Origin of the sequence: Streptomyces antioxidans (assembly GCF_000968685.2) — a bacterium.
GTDB lineage: Bacteria > Actinomycetota > Actinomycetes > Streptomycetales > Streptomycetaceae > Streptomyces > Streptomyces antioxidans.
Map to the genome: position 1 here is coordinate 66,615 of NZ_LAKD02000024.1, position 17,876 is coordinate 84,490.

A 17,876-nucleotide genomic window follows, 5' to 3' on the forward strand; every position below is an offset into this window, starting at 1 on the left:
GCCGAGCCGGACGGCCTCGCGGCGGGGCTAGACGACCTCGCGGCTGATCGGCTGCGGGTTCGGGGTGATGCCCCGGACCCGCGGCCGGCCCGGCTGCCGCAGCAGCAGGGCCACCGCCGCCGCCACCATGGAGATGCCCCCGGCGAGCGCGTACGCGCCGTCGTAACCCCAGGAGTCGACCACCATCGAGCCGAGGCCGCCGCCGAACAGTCCACTGATCAGCTTTCCGCTGTACACCAGGCCGTAGTTGGTGGCGTTGTAGTTCTCCCCGAAGTAGTCCGGGGTCAGCGCCGCGAACATCGGGTAGAAGGCGCCGCCGCCGAACCCGGAGAGGAAGGCGAAGAACAGGAACAGCACCTCGTTGTGGATGTTCCCGGCCCAGATCACCCCGAACTGGGCCAGGCCCAGCACCACGATGACGAACACCAGGGTCGGCTTCCGGCCCCACAGGTCGGAAAGCCAGCCCACCACACCGCGCCCGATACCGTTGATCACGGACATGATGCCCATGGACGAGGCCGCGACCAGTGGGCCGAAGCCCACCTCCTTGGCGTAGTCGACCTGGAAGGAGATGCCGAAGATGGACACTCCCGCGGTGAGCACCAGGGAGAACCACATCAGCGGCAGCATCCCGGTCTTGATGGCCTCCTTGGGCGTGTACTGCCGCGCCGCCGGCGGGTTCTTCGCCAGGCTGGCCGCGCTCTTGGCGTTGCCGTTGTAGCTCAGCGGGTCGATGTCGGCGGGCCACCAGTTCTTCGGCGGGTCCTTGAAGAACCAGGCGCAGATCGCCACGGCGATCAGCACGTAGACCCCGATGAGGTCCAGGACCTCGTCGAAGTTACCGGTGTCGAACCAGTAGTTGAAGATGAAGATGAACGGCAGCGCGCCATAGGCGAACCCGCCGTTGACGAACCCCGTCTTCGCCCCGCGCCGCTCCGGGAACCACTTGCCCACCATGTTGATGCAGGTGGCGTAGACGAACCCGGAGCCCAGCCCGCCGACGACGCCGAAGCCGAGGATCGCCCCGAAGACGTTGTCGACGTGGGAGAGGGCCAGGAAGCCGATCAGGCAGAGCCCGGCTCCCAGGAACATCGCCTTGCGCGCGGTCAGGATCCCCTTCTCCCGCAGCCATCCGGCCGGGAAGGCGATGCCCGCCTGGAAGAACACCCAGACGCTGAGGATCCAGAAGGTGTTGCTCTGGGTCCAGCCGTGCGCCTCCGAGAGGGTGTCCTCCGCCGAGCCGTACGCGTACTCGGACACGCTGATGGCCATCATCGCGATCCACGGCAGATAGACCATCAGCTTGCGGCTGTGGCCCAGGATGTCGCGATCGGTCTCGCCGATGCGATACGTGCGGCCCTTGCTGTCCTGCACTTCACGGAAGGGAAGGACCCCTCCCGGCTGATCTGCTGTGCTCATGTCGTCCCCTTGGCTTCGAAGGAACCCGGCCAGCGCCCCCTGTCCAAACTCTTCGTGCTCCGGGAAACGCGGGTGCTTAAGGGAGCAACCCCGCCGACCTGGCCCAGCGGTACTTGGCACCCAGGACGGCCACCGGCTTCTCGGTGGTGTACGGATAGGCCACGACCCCGCGCTCGAAGAGGTAGGCGCACGCCTCCTCGACCTCGGTGTCACCCGCGAGCGAGGCCACCACCGGTTTGGCGATGCCCCGGGCACGGAACTCCTCGACGACCCGCGCGGTCAGCTCGGCGAACACCATCGGCGGGGTGACGATGGTGTGCCAGTAGCCCAGGACCAGGGCGTGGATCCGCGGATCCTCCAGGCCCAGCCGGATGGTCGCCTCGTAGGTGGACGGCGGTTCGCCGCCGGTGATGTCCACCGGGTTCCCGGCCGCGCCGAACGGCGGGATGAAGCGGCGGAACGCGGCGTCCAGGTCGTCCGGGATCTCCATCAGGGACAGCCCGTTGTCGACGATCGCGTCCGACAGCAGCACCCCGGAGCCCCCGGCGCCGGTGATGATGACGACGTTGTCGCCCTGGGGCGCGGGCAGCACGGGCAGCGCCCGCGCGTACTCCAGCATCTCGTTGAGGCCCGGCGCCCGGATCACCCCGGCCTGCCGCAGGATGTCGTCATAGACCGCGTCGTCCCCGGCCAGCGCGCCGGTGTGGGACCCGGCCGCCCTGGCCCCCGCCGCCGTACGGCCCGCCTTGAGGACCACCACCGGCTTCCTGGGCACCGTGGCCCGTGCCGCCTCCACGAAGGCCCGGCCGTCCTTGAGGTCCTCCAGGTGCATCGCGATGCACTGGGTGCGGTCGTCCTCACCGAACCAGGTGAGCAGATCGTCCTCGTCCAGGTCCGACTTGTTGCCGAGCCCGACGATGGCCGAGACACCGGTCCTGGTGGTCCGGGCGAAGCCGAGGATGGCCATCCCGATGCCACCGGACTGCGAGGTGAGCGCCACCGGCCCCTTGACGTCGTACGGGGTGCAGAAGGTGGCGCACAGGTCCTGCCAGGTGGAGTAGTAGCCGTAGATGTTGGGCCCCAGCAGCCGCACCCCGTGCTCCTCGGCGATGGCCACGATCCGCGCCTGGAGCTCGTGTTCACCGGTCTCGGCGAAGCCGGACGGGATCAGCACCGCGTTCGGGATGCCCTTGCGGCCGACCTCCTCCAGCGCGGCGGGCACGAACTTCGCGGGGATCGCGAAGACCGCCACATCCACCTCGCCCGGGACGTCCGTGACGGTCTTGTACGCCTTGCGGCCCAGGATGTCGTCGGCCTTCGGGTTCACCGGGTGGATCTCCCCGGGGAAGCCGCCGTCGATGAGGTTGCGCATCACCGAATTGCCGATCTTCCCCTGCTCACTGGAGGCGCCCACCACCGCCACCGAGCGCGGCTGCATCAGCCGGCGCATCGAGCCCAGGATCTCCTCGCGCGAGTAGCGGCGGCGCGTCCGCGGGGCCGGGTCGCCGATCAGCAGCCGCACATCGGCGGCCAGCACCCCGCTCGCGGTGGCGAACACCGGGTTGAGGTCGACCTCGGTGATCTCGGGGAAGTCCGCCACCAGCCGGGAGACCCGCACGATCAGTTCGGCGAGCGCCGCCCGGTCCACCGCCTCCCCGCCGCGCACCCCGCGCAGCACCTCCGCGGCGCGGATCCCGTCCAGCATCGACAGCGCCTCGTCCCTCGTCGCCGGGGCCAGCCGGAAGGTGATGTCCTTCAACACCTCCACCAGCACCCCGCCGAGCCCGAACGCCACCACCTTCCCGAAGGTGGGATCGGTGACCGCGCCGACGATGACCTCCTGACCGCCGTCCGGGATCATCTGCTGCACCTGGACGCCCAGGATCCGGGCCTCGGCGTCATAGCCACGGGCGTTGTCGACGATCGTGGTGAACGCGCTCCGCACCTCGGCGCTGGACGTCAGCCCCACCCGCACCCCGCCCGCGTCGGTCTTGTGCAGGATGTCCGGGGACACGATCTTCAGGACCACGGGGAAGCCGATCCGGTCGGCGAGCGCCACCGCCTCGTCGGCGGACTCCGCCAGCCCCTCGGCCGGGGTCGGGATGCCGTACGCGTCGGTGATCCGTTTCCCCTCGGGGGCGGTCAGCGCCGTGCGCCCCTCGGCGCGGGCGGCGTCCAGCACCGCGCGCACAGCGTCGTTGTCGTACGTCACCGTCAGATCACTCCGTTCGTCTTGAGCAGCCGCACTTCCTCGTCGCCGAGCCCCAGCTCCCCGACGTAGACCTCTTCGTTGTGCTCACCCAGCAGCGGGGAGCGCTCGACCCGGACCGGGGAGTCGGAGAGCTTCAGCGGGGAGCCGACCGTGGTGAAGGAGCCGCGCTCGGGGTGGTCGACCTCGACGATCATCTCGTTGGCCGCGAGCGACGCGTCCTCGACGATCTCCTTGGTGGACAGGATCGGGCCGCACGGGATGTTGTGCGCCGTCAGCTGCTCCAGCACCTGCCACTTCGGCAGGGTGCTCGACCACTCCTCGATCAGCTGGAACATCTTGGCCAGCTTCGGCAACCGCGCCTCGGGCGAGGCCCACTCCGGGTCCCCGGCCAGCTCGGGGCGGCCGATCAGCCGGGTGATCGGCTCCCAGCCGACCGGCTGCACGATGACGTACACGTAGTCATTGGGGCCGCCGGGCGCGCACTTGACCGCCCAGCCGGGCTGGCCGCCACCGCTGGCGTTGCCACTGCGCGGCACCTCGTCGCCGAAGTCCTCATTCGGGTACTCGGCGAGCGACCCGTGGGCCAGCCGCTGCTGGTCGCGCAGCTTCACCCGGCACAGATTGAGCACCGCGTGCTGCATCGCCACGTTGACCCGCTGGCCGCGCCCGGTCTGGGTGCGCTGGTAGAGCGCGGCGAGGATGCCCGCCACACAGTGCACCCCGGTGCCGGAGTCGCCGATCTGGGCACCCGTGGCCAGCGGCGGGCCGTCCTCGAAGCCGGTCGTGGACATCGACCCGCCCATGGCCTGCGCGACCACCTCGTACGCCTTGAACTTGGTGTACGGGCCGTCACCGAACCCCTTGATCGAGGCGTAGACCAGCCTTGGGTTGATCTCCTGGATGCGCTCCCAGGAGAACCCCATGCGGTCCACCGCGCCCGGACCGAAGTTCTCCACCAGGACGTCGCTGCGGCGGATCAGCTCGGTCAGGAGCTCCTTGCCGCGCTCGCTCTTGGTGTTCAGCGTGATGCTCCGCTTGTTGCAGTTGAGCATCGTGAAGTAGAGCGAGTCCACGTCCGGGAGGTCGCGCAGTTGCTTGCGGGTGATGTCGCCGGTGACGTTCTCCAGCTTGATCACATCCGCGCCCAGCCAGGCGAGCAGCTGGGTGGCGGAGGGACCTGACTGCACATGCGTCATATCGAGGACGCGGACGCCCGACAGGGCCTGATGGGCCTCAAGAGCCTGGGACATGGTGGCGCCTCCCTACTTGTACATGGTCTGGTTCATGGTTCCGGGGGCGTACGCGTCCGGGTCCACCCAGACGTTGATCAGCGATGGCTTGCCGGACTCGCGGGCGCGGCGCAGCGCCGGGCCGATGTCCGCCGGGTCGCGGACCTCCTCGCCGTGGCCGCCGAGCATCCGCGCGAACTGGTCGTAGGGCACGTCGCCGAGGGTGTTGCCGACCCGCTCCCGGTCCTCGCCGTACTTGGCCTTCTGGCCGTAACGGATCTGGTTCATCGAGGAGTTGTTGCCGACGATGCCGACGAACGGCAGGTCGAAGCGGACCAGCGTCTCGAAGTCCCAGCCGGTCAGGGAGAACGCGCCGTCGCCGAAGAGCGCCACCACCTCCTTGTCGGGGCGGGCCTTCTTGGCGGCCATCACGAACGGCACCCCGACGCCGAGCGTCCCCAGCGGGCCCGGGTCCATCCAGTGGCCTGGCGACTTGGGCTGGACCACCTGGCCGGAGAAGGTGACGATGTCGCCGCCGTCGCCGATGTAGATCGAGTCCTCGGTGAGGAAGTCGTTGATCTCGCTGACCAGGCGGTAGGGGTGGATGGGGGAGGCGTCGGAACGGAGGCTGGGCAGCCGCTTCTCGAGCGCCTTCTGTTCGGCGGCCCGCAGCTCGTCCAGCCACTCCTTGCGCTTGCCTGCCCCGCCATTACTGTGCCTTATGGGGGGCACCCCCCCAAACCCCCCTAGGCCCGAGGCGGCCTGGGTGACGGCGGAGAGGATCAGCCCCGCGTCGCCCACGATGCCGAGGTCGATGTCCCGGTTCTTGCCGACCGTGCGGTAGTCGAGGTCGATCTGGACCACGGTGGCGTCGGGGGAGAGCCGCTTGCCGTAGCCCATCCGGAAGTCGAAGGGCGTGCCGACGATGACGATGAGGTCGGCATTGGAGAATGCGTAGCGACGGGAGAGCTGGAAGTGGTGGGGATCGCCGGGCGGCAGGGTGCCGCGCCCCGCGCCGTTCATATACGCGGGCACGTTCAGGGTGCGCACCAGCTCGGTGGCCGCGCCGGTGGCACGGGTGGTCCACACCTGGCTGCCCAGCAGGATCGCGGGCCTCTCGGCCTGGACCAGCAGATCGGCCAGCTTCTGGACGGACTCGGGGTCGCCCGCGTTGCGGGTGGAGGCGCGGTAGTGCCCGGGCTCGGGGACGCGGGCCTTGTCCACCGGCACCTTGGCGTCGAGCACATCGCGCGGGATCTCCAGGAAGGAGGGCCCGGGGGCGCCGTGGAAGCACTCGCGGAAGGCCATGGAGACCATGTCGGCGGCGCGGGCGGTGTCCGGGACGGTGGCGGCGAACTTGGTGATCGGCGCCATCATGTCCACGTGCGGTAGGTCCTGGAGGGATCCCATCTTGTGCTGGTTGTGGGCGCCCTGGCCGCCGATGAGCAGCATCGGTGACTCGGCGCGGAAGGCGTTGGCGACACCGGTGACGGCGTCGGTGGTGCCGGGGCCGGCCGTGACGACGGCGCAGCCCGGCTTGCCGGTGATCCGGGCGTAGCCGTCGGCGGCGTGGGCGGCGACCTGTTCGTGGCGCACATCGATGACATCGATGCCCTCGTCGACGCAGCCGTCGTAGATGTCGATGATGTGGCCGCCGCAGAGGGTGTAGATGACCTCGACGCCTTCTGCCTTGAGTGCTTTGGCGACCAGGTGCCCGCCGGAGATGAGGTCCTGGCTGTCGTCGGGCATGGCGAATCGCGTCCCTTCGTAGGGGGTCGGTGCGGCCTCGCTGGTGGATTGCTGGATTGCCAGATTGCATACAGTCGACGTTATCCTGTATGAACTTTGTTATCCCACCATCGGCCGAGCGATGTCCAGGGGGCGTGCGCCACTCGTTCCATCCAGCGCTGGATCAAGCGCTGTTGACGGCCCATCAGGGAGCTGGCAAATGGACCTGTACGAACACCAGGCACGGGAACTCCTCCACCACAACGGTGTCCCGGTGCCGAGGGCGGAGGTCGTGGACACGGCCGAAGCCGCCCGCGCCGCCGCCGAACGGCTCGGCGGCCGCGTCGTCATCAAGGCCCAGGTGAAGACCGGCGGCCGGGGCAAGGCGGGCGGGGTGAAGCTCGCCGACGACCCGGCCGCGGCCGAGCTGACCGCACGCCGGATCCTCGGCATGGACATCAAGGGGCACACCGTCCACCGGGTGATGGTGGCCGAACCCATCGAGGTGGAGCGGGAGATGTACCTCGGCTTCGCCCTGGACCGGGCCGCGGGCCGCTTCCTCGCCATCGCCTCCGCCGAGGGTGGTATGGAGATCGAGGAGGTCGCGGCGCGCCGCCCCGAGGCGGTGGCCCGGATCGCGGTCGACCCGGCCGAGGGGGTGACCGAGGCGAAGGCCGCCGAGATCGCCGTCGCCGGGGGACTTCCGCGCGAGACGGCCGGGACCATCCGGCGGCTGTGGACCGTGCTGACCGCGCACGACGCCCTCCTGGTCGAGGTCAACCCGCTGGTGGTGACCCGCGGCGGGGCGATCGTGGCCCTGGACGGAAAGGTCACCCTGGACGACAACGCGCGGTTCCGGCAGCCGTCATGGGACGACGGTGGCGGCGCGGGCGGCGCGGGCGGCGCGGATGGCGGCGCGGGCAATGCGGGCGGTGCGGTCGCCGCGGGTGGTGCGGGTGGTGCGGATGACCGCGCCCGGGACTCGCTGGAGGCCAGGGCCGCGGCCGCCGGGCTCGGCTATGTGAAGCTGGACGGCCAGGTGGGCGTCATCGGCAATGGCGCGGGCCTGGTGATGTCCACCCTGGACGTCGTCGCGGGCTGCGGCGCCCGCCCGGCCGACTTCCTCGACATCGGCGGCGGCGCCTCGGCCCAGGTGATGGCGGACGGTCTCTCCCTCGTCCTCGACGACCCGGATGTGCGCTCCGTCCTGGTCAACGTCTTCGGAGGCATCACCGCCTGCGACGCGGTGGCGGACGGGATCGTGCGCGCGCTGGACACGGTGCCCCTCACCAAGCCGCTGGTGGTCCGGCTCGACGGCAACAACGCCGCACGTGGCCGGGCGATCATTGGCACATTGGCTCATCCACTCGTCCACCAGGCCGACACCATGGACGGCGCCGCGGCTCGCGCGGCCGAACTCGCGGCGTCCGCCGCATAAGGGGGCTCCTCGCATGGCCATCTTCCTCACCAAGGACAGCAAGGTCATCGTCCAGGGCATGACCGGCGCGGAAGGCATGAAGCACACCCGGCGGATGCTCGCCGCGGGCACCGATGTCGTCGGCGGAGTCAATCCGCGCAAGGCCGGCACCCGGGTCGACGTCGACGGCCGTACGGTGCCCGTCTTCGGCTCCGTACGCGAGGCCATGGACATCACCGGCGCCGATGTGAGCGTCCTCTTCGTCCCGCCGCCCCACGCCAAGGCCGCCGTCACCGAGGCAGCCGACGCCGGGATCCCGCTAGCCGTCGTCATCACCGAGGGCATCCCGGTGCACGACGCGGTGGCCTTCCAGGCGTACGCACGGGCCCGCGCCACCAGGGTCATCGGCCCGAACTGCCCCGGACTGATCTCCCCGGGCCAGTCCAACGCCGGGATCATCCCCGCCGACATCACCAAGCCGGGCCGGATCGGGCTGGTGTCCAAGTCCGGCACCCTCACCTACCAACTGATGTACGAGCTGCGCGACATCGGCTTCTCCACCTGCGTGGGCATCGGCGGCGACCCGGTCATCGGCACCACCCACATCGACGCGCTCGCCGCGTTCGAGGACGACCCCGACACCGATCTGATCGTGATGATCGGCGAGATCGGCGGCGACGCGGAGGAGCGGGCCGCGCGCCACATCGCCGACCGCGTCACCAAGCCGGTCGTCGGCTATATCGCGGGCTTCACCGCCCCCGAGGGCAGGACGATGGGTCATGCGGGCGCCATCGTCTCCGGCTCCTCGGGCACCGCGGCGGCCAAGAAGGCGGCGCTGGAGGCGGCGGGCGTCAGCGTGGGAGCGACCCCGACCGAGACCGCCGGGCTGGTATTGGCCCTTCTGGCCGAAACACCCGGCAACCGAGCGTGATGTGAGCCATACCCGGTCCGCGATCGGCTCACCGCCACGCCCGGTGCCACTACCTTCCCCCGTACGCACTCCCGTGCCCCACGGGCGTCGTACGCGCATCCAGCACACCCAGCGCACCCCCGCCGTACGGGCGTCCCCGCCGTACGGCCCGCCACATCCCGCCCCGCCTGTGCAACGAGAGCGGAGATCACCGATGGCACCCACCCTCAGCCTCAAGCCCCGAACCGCCTGGGGCGACGCCTGGCAGCGCTGCCTTGCCGTCGCCCCCGAGGCGTTCCAGGACGACCGAGTCCTCAACCTCTGGGACGGCACCTGGCACCGCGACGGCCGGGCCCTCCCCGCCACCACTCCCGTGGACGGCACCCCCATCGCGGGCCCGCCACGGCTGGACGCCACCACCGCCCACCGGGCCGTACGCGCCTCCCTCGACCAGCACCGCCGCTGGCGCCACATCGCGCTCCCGGAGCGGAAGGCCCGCGTCGCCGCCACCCTCGACGCGCTCACCGAACACCGCGAACTCCTCGCCCTCCTCCTCGTCTGGGAGATCGGCAAGCCCTGGCGGCTGGCCCAGGCCGATGTGGACCGGGCCATCGACGGCGTCCGCTGGTACGTCGACGAGATCGACCGCATGGCCGAGGGCCGCACCCCGCTGCCCGGCCCGGTCTCCAACATCGCCAGCTGGAACTACCCGATGAGCGTCCTCGCCCACGCCATGCTCGTCCAGGCGCTGGCCGGCAACGCCGTCATCGCCAAGACCCCCACCGACGGCGGTCTCGCCTGCCTCACCCTCGCCTGCGCGCTCGCCGCCCGCGAGGGCATCCCGGTCACCCTCGTCAGCGGCAGCGGCGGCGAGCTCTCCGAGGCCCTGGTCCGCTCGCCCGAGATCGGCTGCGTCTCCTTCGTCGGCGGCCGGGACACCGGCGCCCGGGTCGCCACGGCCGTCGCCGACCTCGGCAAGCGCCACATCCTGGAACAGGAGGGCCTCAACGCCTGGGGCATCTGGAACTTCACCGACTGGGACGCCCTCGCCCCGCTGATCCGCAAGACCTTCGACTACGGCAAGCAGCGCTGCACCGCCTATCCGCGCTTCGTCGTCCAGCGCTCGTCCTTCGACGCCTTCCTCTCCGTCTACCTCCCGGCGGTGCGCTCCATCCGGGTGGGACACCCGCTCGCCGTCGAGAACCCCTCCGACAACCTCCCCGACCTGGACTTCGGCCCCCTGATCAACGCGGCCAAGGCCAAGGAACTCGCCGACCAGGTGTCCGAGGCCATCGACCGCGGCGCCGTACCCCTCCACCGCGGCGACCTCGCCGACGGCCCCTTCCTCCCCGGCCAGGACCTCTCCGCCTACGCGGCCCCCGTCACCCTCCTCAACCCGCCCTCGACCTCCCCGCTCCACCACGCCGAGCCCTTCGGTCCGGTCGACACCCTCGTCCTGGTCGACACCGAGGCCGAACTGCTCGCCGCCATGAACGCCAGCAACGGCGCCCTCGTCGCCACCCTCTCCTGCGACGACCCCGCCACCTACGACCGCCTGGCCCCCCAGATCCGCGCCTTCAAGACCGGCCACGGCAAGCCCCGCTCCCGCGGCGACCGCGACGAGCTCTTCGGCGGCTTCGGCCACTCCTGGCACGGCGCCTTCGTCGGCGGCGACCTCCTGGTCCACGCCGTCACCGAGGGCCCGGCCCCCGAACGCCTCCCCGGCAACTTCCCCGACTACCACCTGATGCCCACCTGACCACCCTCCGTGCCCGCCCCCGCGTCCCCCCAGGTCGGCGCGGGGGCGAGCGCCCGGCATACGCAGGTGAAACGCACTCCGAAACCTTGGTATCGTGGTCCATGTCGCCGCGGCCGAGCTGCGGGGCACACCTGGTCCGGGTGGCGGAATGGCAGACGCGCTAGCTTGAGGTGCTAGTGCCCTTTATCGGGCGTGGGGGTTCAAGTCCCCCCTCGGACACGTATTGGTAGCCACAGGCTTTCTGCGAGTGCTGGTCGAGTTCCCTCTCGGCCAGCACTTTGTATTTCCCGGAGCCGTATGTGAGCCGCAGCCCCAGCTGCCGGTAGATCGCGGCCTCGTCCCTGGGCCTGGCCTGACGCACCACGGCGGCCAGATCCTTGATCAAGCGGACGAGCCGGGCGGTCCCGTCGTGGGACATCCGGGTCCCGCCCCCACGGATGACGCACGCAGCTCGGCTTCGACCCCAGCCCGGCATGCCTTGGCCTCGTTGATCCACTGGATGACGAGGTTGGGGTCGGCGTGAGAGCCGTGAAACGACGCAGGATGGGAAGGTCGGGGATGTGGCAGGCCGGTGCCCCTGTACACGCCTCGATCTGACCTGGACGAAGAGGCTCGAATCGCACCGTGTCATGACCAACCGCGTTGCGTGCGAAAAGCATTGCACGAGAGGATATTCGGGGCGGATGAGACGCCTCTATTAGCCTTGTTGCGGCTGGTCAAAAGATCTCGTGAACGTCCCAGTAGATCTCGGCCCCGCCCCCGGGCCCGGCCTGGCGCACCACGGCCGCCAAATCCTTGATCAAGCGGACGAGCCAGGCGATCTCGTCGCGGGACATCCGGGTCCCCGTCCCTTGGATGACGCGCGCAGCTCGGCTTCGGCCCTGGCCCGGCAGGCTTGGCTCTCGGTGATCCACTGGATGACGAGGGTGGGGTCGGCGCCTGCTTCGAGGGCGGCCCGGTGGGTGGCGAGTTTGGTGTCGCAGCCGGCGATCACCTTATGAGCGGCTACCACGGCGGCAGGCTCTTGGTCGGGTGCCGCCGTGGCCGCCATGAGGTCGATGGTGTCGTCGGGCCGGTGCGGCAGGAACGCCTTGGCCAGCCAGCCGTCGACGGGTGTGACGACCTCGAACATTGCGGACTCTCCGCCGTCGCCCTGTCAGCTCGCGCGGCCCGCACGCTCAAAGAGCACTGCGAATGACCACCCTCTGTTCGTATTCTCGTTCATGCTGCGCTGCCAGGGGCTGGCTGGGGGCAAAGTTGACGCCGTCGGTGAAGCACGGTGCGATCTCTCACCACAGCGCGACCAGCCGGTCTCCCCCACATCGCTGTCGTACCGCTCGGATTGCTCGCCCGTGCGAAATGCGTGATCAGGAGACGGGGACTTGCTCACCGGAGCGACGACGGAGCGACGACGGACACCTCGAGAACGGCATCGGCCTTCCAAACCGACCGAGCATGCCCGTTGATCTCGATGCCGCACCGGAAACCCCCGAGTCCTCCGACTGTGAGGAGTCAAGTAAGCATTTTCAGTCCGGTCAGGTCCCTCATGTCGGAGCCCGCTTTATCACCGCGTCTAACGCGCACCGAGATCAGACCAACTCGCGGTGCACGCGGCGTTCGTCCAGCGCAGGTCGGTCCAGCCATCCGAGCCTGGCGCCACTCCGTGGAACGCCGGTGGGTCCCACCGGACGGACCGAACGGGCACGCGGCAGTTGCTGCCACGTGCAGCCCGCCGTTGCCACGAAAGTGATCACACCCAGCACCTCCCGGTCGCGGCGCCGCAGGCCACCGCCCTGCGGCCCGGTTGGAGTGGGAGGAACGACCCGCTGGTACAGCTCCACCACTCATCCGGTGCACGGTCTATGAGCTGCGCACCCGGCCCCTCCAGCGCAGCGGTCTCTTCCGCTCACCGCCTTGGCCTGTTTCCGCGCCATGGTGTACGCGATGGCCCAATCCCAGGGGTAAGTTCGACGCTCAACTCCGTGAAAGGGGCTGCGGAATAACGCTATCCACTTGGCACGGTCGTGGCTCATAATGACGCGGACACACGGGAGGACATACTTGTCTGGTACGCATACGGTTGTGACTGACGGCCCGATGCCGCGCATCCACACCCCTGACGAAATTCAGGTTGCCCTTTCGACGTGCATCGTTCCTGACATCGCCGACCTGGTCACCGAGGGCCAGCAGGCACTGGCGCTGAAGCAGTTGCGCAACAAGGTTGACGGCCTGTCGGAGTTGCTGGAGCAGGCCCGCGGACTGGCCGGGCGTCAGGGCGGTGTCGTCATCGAGAACTGCGTCGTGGGACGGGATTCAGTCGTCGCGCTGCTGTCGGCTGCTTTCGGATCGGTAGATCCTCTGGGCAACGGGATTCCAAGTCGGCTTGTGTTCGACGTTACTCCCCGTCGGGATGGCGAGGGTTACTCGTCGGCGGGTTCGTCCCGCGGCACCGGCGAGTTCTGGCTCCATAGCGACTCGGCGAACTTTCCAGTCCCGCACGCATTCGTCACGCTCGCCTGTGTCACCTTCGAGGCCGACCACGGTGGAGGTTCCCTCCTCATCGGTGCCGATTCGATTGCCCGTGATCTGATGGAGAGCGGGCACCAGGAGAGCATGCGGCTCCTCGGCGACCCGGTATTCCCCTTCATGTCGGGGTACCGGAACGAGGACGAGGTGGTACGTGGCCCCGTGCTGTACCGCGAGAACGACCGGTGGTGCGTTCGCTACCGCCGGCAACTGCTGGTGGAGGGTGGCCAGCGACTGGACTTGGACGACGAGCATGTACAGGCGTTGGCGGACTTCGAGACAACGATCAGCAAGCGGGAACTCCTAGCGGAGTTCACCCTTCTCCCGGGCGACGTGTGGATCTTGGACAACAGGCGTTGGCTGCACGGACGGCGCGCGTTCAGCGCGGAGGCGAATCGGTTGCTCAAGCGCTGCAAGGTGTACGGACCGGGACAGTGACTCCTTCTGCCCTGCGGGCACATCACCGACCTTCGAGTTGGATGGCACCATGGTGACTCACTTAGAAACGATGCCCGACTGGGAGAAGCGGTTTCGTGCTCCGCGTGTCGCGCTTCCCGATTGGGCGGAGAATGCTCCTGACCGCTCATTGTTCGTGTCCAATGCCACGGGGACGTACGAGCTTTACACCTGGGACCGCCAGACCGGCGAGCAACGGCAAGTAACCGACCGTGCGAAGGGCACGATGAACGGATTCGTGGCATCCGACGGGCGGACCGTCTGGTGGTTCGAGGACACCGACGGCGATGAATTCGGGGCGTGGGTATGCCAGCCCTTCGAGGGTGGTCCGACCGTGCTCGCCCTGCCCGGACTGGAGCCCTCGTATCCGGCCGGGATCGCGCTGAATGGGGACGGCTCTGTGGTCGTCGTCGGACGGTCGACGGATGAGTTCGGCTACACGGTCTGTGTCGTACGGGACGGAGGCGCTCCCGTCGAGATTTACCGGCACCACGAGTCGGCCCGCGTCCGTGATCTCTCTCGCGACGGAACGCTGATTGCCCTGGAACACACCGAGCACGGCGACGCGATGCACCCCGCGCTGCGGGTCGTGCGGCTGGATGGCTTGGTGGTCGCCGAGTTGGACGACAGCACTGGCGGTGAGCGAGAGCTGGGACTGGAGACACGCGGGTTCGCACCCGTCCACGGGGACACCAGGCTGCTCGTCGGTCATCAGCGGCGGGGCCGCTGGGAGCCGCTGGTCTGGGATGTGATCTCGGGCGAGCAGTGGGACCTGAAGCTGGACCTGCCGGGCGACGTGAGCACCGAGTGGTATCCGGACGGGGACGGGCTGCTGGTGGTGCATGACTTCCAGGCACGAAGCGAGCTTTATCGCTACGACTTGGGCGCCCGTGAGCTAATCCGTCTCGAAAGCCCTGCGGGATCGGTGGGCGCGGCGACCGCGAGGCCCGACGGAACCGTCGAGTATCTGTGGTCCTCGTCCGCCACCCCGCCCGAAGTTCGCTCGACCAACGGTCTGGTCGTGCTCGATCCGCCCGGTTTCAAGGCGCCCGTCTCAGTGCCGGTCGAGGACGTATGGGTTGAGGGACCAGGCGGCCGGGTCCACACGCTGGTGCAGAGGCCGGCGGGCGAGGGTCCGTTCCCCACGGTCTTCGACATCCACGGTGGCCCGGTCCGGCACGATGGCGACGAGTTCATGGCGGGGCCGGCCGCGTGGGTGGACCACGGATATGCGGTCGTACGCGTCAACTACCGCGGCTCGAGCGGTTACGGCCGCGAGTGGACCGACGCCCTCAAGTACCGGGTCGGCCTCATCGAGCTGGAGGACATCGCCGCAGTCCGGGAGTGGGCGGTCACGTCGGGCCTCGCGGACCCCTCGCGACTGGTGCTCGCGGGCGGGTCCTGGGGCGGTTACCTCACCCTGCTCGGCCTCGGCACTCAGCCGGACGCCTGGGCTCTGGGGCTGGCTGCCGCTCCGGTCGCGGACTATGTCACCGCGTACCACGATGAGATGGAAAACCTGAAGGCGATAGACCGCGCTCTTTTCGGCGGCAGCCCCGAAGAATTGCCCGAGCGCTTCGAAGCGTCTTCGCCGATCACCTATGTGGACCGGGTCAAGGTCCCCGTCCACATCTCTGCCGGTGTCAACGATCCGCGTTGCCCCATCCGCCAAGTCGACAACTATGTGGACCGCCTCAAGGCTCGGGGCGCGGTGCACGAGATGTATCGGTACGACGCTGGCCACGGCTCCCTCGTGATGGAGGAAGTCATCACACAGGTGCGCCTGGGGATCGATTTCGCCAAGCGGCACTTGGGCTGATAGCAGGAGGACTGTCACTTGGCAACAGATCCGGCCCTACGCCTGTTTGGTGCCGGAATGTATACCGCAACCTAACGGCCTAACAATCGAGTATCCAAGTGTGCGAGGAAATTTCATAGAAAGGGGTGTCATGCATATGTGCGTCCCCTATAAGGTCTCCGCGCGTTGGCCATCGGGCATGCAGACGTCATGTGGCTCACTAGTGACGGGGGGAATATGGACGAGGAGTTAAGGCGTAAGAAGCTCGTGCTGATCGGACTCGGGCCGCATGCCAAGCGCATCTACTACCCTATGATCGAGAAGTGGCAGGCCGAGCACGATTTCGAGCTGGCCTTGCTGGTGGAGCTGGAAAGTCAGCGCGCGCCGGTCGAGCAATATCTGCGTGAGCGTCTTGTACAGCCTGAACGGATCGTCTACCTGCCGGACAGCGCCCGCCACGGCGGTGATAAGTTCACCGCCGAGTTGGACCGCTTTGCCGAGCCCGGCGATATCTGGGGCTGCATCATCGCGACCGAGCCCAAGGCGCATGGAGTCTATGCGCGGTGGGCGATCGAGTGCGGCGCGCACATCCTGATCGACAAGCCGCTGACCGCGTTCAACCTGCGCGACCGCCAGCCGGAGGAGGCGCTCCGACTGGTCGCCGACCACCAGGAGATCCACACTGCTGCCGCGCGTCGGGGTGTGAACGTCCTGGTGCAGGCGCAGCGCAGGGCGCACATGGGCTACGAGATGATCCATGAGTATTTGACGCAGTTCACCGGCGCCTACGAAGCACCACTGACCTATGTCGACATCTACCACGCCGATGGTATGTGGAACATGCCCGAAGAGTACTTCTCCCGCGAGAACCATCCGTACAAGTACGGCTACGGCAAGATCATGCACTCCGGGTACCACTTCATCGATCTCTACGCGTGGATGCTTCAGCTCAACCAGCGGCTGGAGCGAGCCAGTTGTGAACGCATCAACCTGGTGGCCCGGGAATCCAATGCCTACGATCACCTCGGCCAGGTCGACCATCAGCTCTACGAGCGATTCTTCGCCGACGCTGCCTCTGGCAACGTGCTGACCGATCCACAGTTGAAGGAGATCCGGGGCTACGGTGAGACAGACGTCTTCCTGCTGCTGCAAGCGATGCGCGGTGACCGGGTGATTTCCACAGGCAGCCTGAATTTGCTCCAGACCTCGTTTTCTCGCCGTGCCTGGCCGAAGTTACCCGTGGACACCTACAAGGGCAACGGCCGGGTCCGGCACGAACGCGTCACCATTCAGGTAGGGCACCTGCTCAACATCCAGGTGCACAGCTACCAGTCGTACGAGGCCAAGGACTGGCATGGCGACAAGCCGGGTGTGGGTCAGTACGACCATTTCGACATCACCTTCTACCGCAACTGCCAGCTCGTCGGCGGGGAGGCGTTCGAGCTGATCACTCTCGGCGATGCGATGCAGCGGACCAACGAGACGGACAAGAGCTACATAGGGCACAACGAGGCTGCCCGGGCGGAGGTCTTCCTCGACTTCCTCCACGGTCGCACCAGTCGTGCGGGCCTCTCGCACCACGAGCTGAGCATCAAGCTGGTATCCGCCGCCTACTACGACATCCTGCGCCGCCGGTACGGAGGGCTGAGTGCTCCCGTCATACAGACGGCTCCGGGCGCGAGCGACTGGTTCAGCGATGCCAGCCGATGACATCCCAGGAGTCGTGGTCACCGGGGCCGCGGGTGGCATAGGCGCGGCAGTGGCTCGGGAGGCAGTTGCCCGGGGCTACCGGGTGCTTGCACTGGTGCGTCAGCCACCGGCCGATCCGTCGGTCCTGGACCTTCCGGGGGTACGCGTCAGCGCTGCGGAGGTGACACGACAGGACGTGTCCTACGTCGTGGCTCGTGCCCTGGCCGAATTCGAGATCTCCCGCGTCGACGTACTTGTCAACGCGGCCGGGGTCGTACGTCACGGCACGACGCTCGCCGCGACCTCGGCCGACAACGTGGTGGAGTCGCTGAACGTGCACTGCGTCGGCGCGCTGCGGATCACCCAGGCCTGCCTGCCCGCGCTGCTGCGTGCACCGCGCCCGGCGGTCCTCAATATGACCTCGCGGCACGGTTCGCTCGCGCTGGCGTCCGCCGGAGGGATACCTGGGGTCGAAGTCTCCTATGCCTACCGGATCGCCAAGGCGGCACAGAACATGTTGACCGCCTGCCTGCACCAGGAGCTGGCGCCCCGTGTGCGGGTCCTGGCGGTCCATCCTGGACAGGTGTCCACAGCGATCGCTCCCGCCGACGCCGACCGCAGCCCCGCAGAGGCGGCAAGACATCTGCTCGACCTGGCGGAGAACGCACCACAGGAGTGGTCGGGCCGATTCCTCGAACCGCCCGCAAATTTCCTCAAGTGGTAAGGAGGGCTT

12 protein-coding genes and 1 tRNA gene are annotated in these 17,876 nt (G+C 68.4%); 8 read left to right on the forward strand and 5 right to left on the reverse strand.

Going from position 1 to position 17,876, the window contains the following annotated elements; translation table 11 throughout:
• Positions 1-27: 27 nt before the first annotated feature.
• The 4 genes from VT50_RS09895 to VT50_RS09910 all read right to left on the reverse strand — a co-directional run bounded on the left by VT50_RS09895 (position 28) and on the right by VT50_RS09910 (position 6,609).
• A complete protein-coding gene (locus tag VT50_RS09895; RefSeq protein WP_046086689.1) occupies positions 28-1,419 on the reverse strand; it encodes an OFA family MFS transporter in 1,392 nt (463 codons plus the stop codon).
• A 76-nt stretch (positions 1,420-1,495) separates the two neighbouring features.
• Positions 1,496-3,631: an acetate--CoA ligase family protein gene (locus VT50_RS09900; RefSeq protein ID WP_046086688.1), complete on the reverse strand. Its 2,136-nt coding sequence runs from the start codon at positions 3,629-3,631 to the stop codon at positions 1,496-1,498.
• Positions 3,632-3,633: 2 nt separating this feature from the next.
• Entirely contained in the window at positions 3,634-4,881 is a 1,248-nt protein-coding gene (frc, locus tag VT50_RS09905; RefSeq protein WP_046086687.1) for a formyl-CoA transferase, read from the reverse strand.
• A gap of 12 nt (positions 4,882-4,893) precedes the next feature.
• A complete protein-coding gene (locus VT50_RS09910) occupies positions 4,894-6,609 on the reverse strand; it encodes a thiamine pyrophosphate-binding protein (RefSeq protein WP_046086686.1) in 1,716 nt (571 codons plus the stop codon).
• 199 nt (positions 6,610-6,808) lie between these two features.
• On the opposite strand from VT50_RS09910, the gene VT50_RS09915 reads away from it, so the two are divergent.
• From VT50_RS09915 to VT50_RS09930, 4 genes are all read left to right on the forward strand, one after another.
• The gene (locus tag VT50_RS09915) at positions 6,809-8,026 is read left to right on the forward strand and encodes an ATP-grasp domain-containing protein (protein WP_046086685.1); all 1,218 of its coding nucleotides are present in this window, start codon (positions 6,809-6,811) and stop codon (positions 8,024-8,026) included.
• Between the two features lie 13 nt (positions 8,027-8,039).
• A complete protein-coding gene (gene sucD, locus VT50_RS09920; protein ID WP_046086684.1) occupies positions 8,040-8,936 on the forward strand; it encodes a succinate--CoA ligase subunit alpha in 897 nt (298 codons plus the stop codon).
• Between the two features lie 193 nt (positions 8,937-9,129).
• Positions 9,130-10,674 (forward strand): aldehyde dehydrogenase family protein, encoded by a 1,545-nt coding sequence (locus VT50_RS09925; protein WP_046086683.1) that lies wholly within the window; start codon positions 9,130-9,132, stop codon positions 10,672-10,674.
• 134 nt (positions 10,675-10,808) lie between these two features.
• A tRNA-Leu gene (locus VT50_RS09930) sits at positions 10,809-10,893 on the forward strand.
• A gap of 580 nt (positions 10,894-11,473) precedes the next feature.
• Here the strand turns inward: VT50_RS09930 and VT50_RS09935 are convergent.
• Positions 11,474-11,806: a hypothetical protein gene (locus VT50_RS09935; RefSeq protein WP_053048593.1), complete on the reverse strand. Its 333-nt coding sequence runs from the start codon at positions 11,804-11,806 to the stop codon at positions 11,474-11,476.
• A gap of 950 nt (positions 11,807-12,756) precedes the next feature.
• Between VT50_RS09935 and VT50_RS09945 the strand changes: the two genes are divergently transcribed.
• The 4 genes from VT50_RS09945 to VT50_RS09960 all read left to right on the forward strand — a co-directional run bounded on the left by VT50_RS09945 (position 12,757) and on the right by VT50_RS09960 (position 17,867).
• Positions 12,757-13,638 (forward strand): TauD/TfdA family dioxygenase, encoded by an 882-nt coding sequence (locus tag VT50_RS09945; RefSeq protein ID WP_158083193.1) that lies wholly within the window; start codon positions 12,757-12,759, stop codon positions 13,636-13,638.
• Positions 13,639-13,708: 70 nt separating this feature from the next.
• Positions 13,709-15,475: a S9 family peptidase gene (locus tag VT50_RS09950; protein ID WP_240529108.1), complete on the forward strand. Its 1,767-nt coding sequence runs from the start codon at positions 13,709-13,711 to the stop codon at positions 15,473-15,475.
• A 216-nt stretch (positions 15,476-15,691) separates the two neighbouring features.
• Positions 15,692-17,164 carry a Gfo/Idh/MocA family oxidoreductase gene (locus tag VT50_RS09955; RefSeq protein WP_143645206.1) on the forward strand — a complete coding sequence of 491 codons (1,473 nt, stop codon included), beginning with the start codon at positions 15,692-15,694 and terminating at the stop codon, positions 17,162-17,164.
• On the forward strand, positions 17,151-17,867 hold the full coding sequence (locus VT50_RS09960) for an SDR family NAD(P)-dependent oxidoreductase (protein WP_075200374.1): 717 nt from the start codon (positions 17,151-17,153) through the stop codon (positions 17,865-17,867). Before VT50_RS09955 ends, VT50_RS09960 begins: the two co-directional genes overlap by 14 nt.
• The last annotated feature ends 9 nt before the right edge of the window (positions 17,868-17,876 follow it).

Excerpts from the sequence above, each read along its gene's own strand:
- VT50_RS09895 (WP_046086689.1), bottom strand. The coding sequence starts at position 1,419 with ATGAGCACAGCAGATCAGCCGGGAGGGGTCCTTCCCTTCCGTGAAGTG.
- frc (WP_046086687.1), bottom strand. The coding sequence starts at position 4,881 with ATGTCCCAGGCTCTTGAGGCCCATCAGGCCCTGTCGGGCGTCCGCGTC.
- VT50_RS09910 (WP_046086686.1), bottom strand. The coding sequence starts at position 6,609 with ATGCCCGACGACAGCCAGGACCTCATCTCCGGCGGGCACCTGGTCGCC.
- VT50_RS09915 (WP_046086685.1), top strand. The coding sequence starts at position 6,809 with ATGGACCTGTACGAACACCAGGCACGGGAACTCCTCCACCACAACGGT.
- sucD (WP_046086684.1), top strand. The coding sequence starts at position 8,040 with ATGGCCATCTTCCTCACCAAGGACAGCAAGGTCATCGTCCAGGGCATG.
- VT50_RS09925 (WP_046086683.1), top strand. The coding sequence starts at position 9,130 with ATGGCACCCACCCTCAGCCTCAAGCCCCGAACCGCCTGGGGCGACGCC.
- VT50_RS09935 (WP_053048593.1), bottom strand. The coding sequence starts at position 11,806 with ATGTTCGAGGTCGTCACACCCGTCGACGGCTGGCTGGCCAAGGCGTTC.
- VT50_RS09950 (WP_240529108.1), top strand. The coding sequence starts at position 13,709 with ATGCCCGACTGGGAGAAGCGGTTTCGTGCTCCGCGTGTCGCGCTTCCC.
- VT50_RS09955 (WP_143645206.1), top strand. The coding sequence starts at position 15,692 with ATGGACGAGGAGTTAAGGCGTAAGAAGCTCGTGCTGATCGGACTCGGG.
- VT50_RS09960 (WP_075200374.1), top strand. The coding sequence starts at position 17,151 with ATGCCAGCCGATGACATCCCAGGAGTCGTGGTCACCGGGGCCGCGGGT.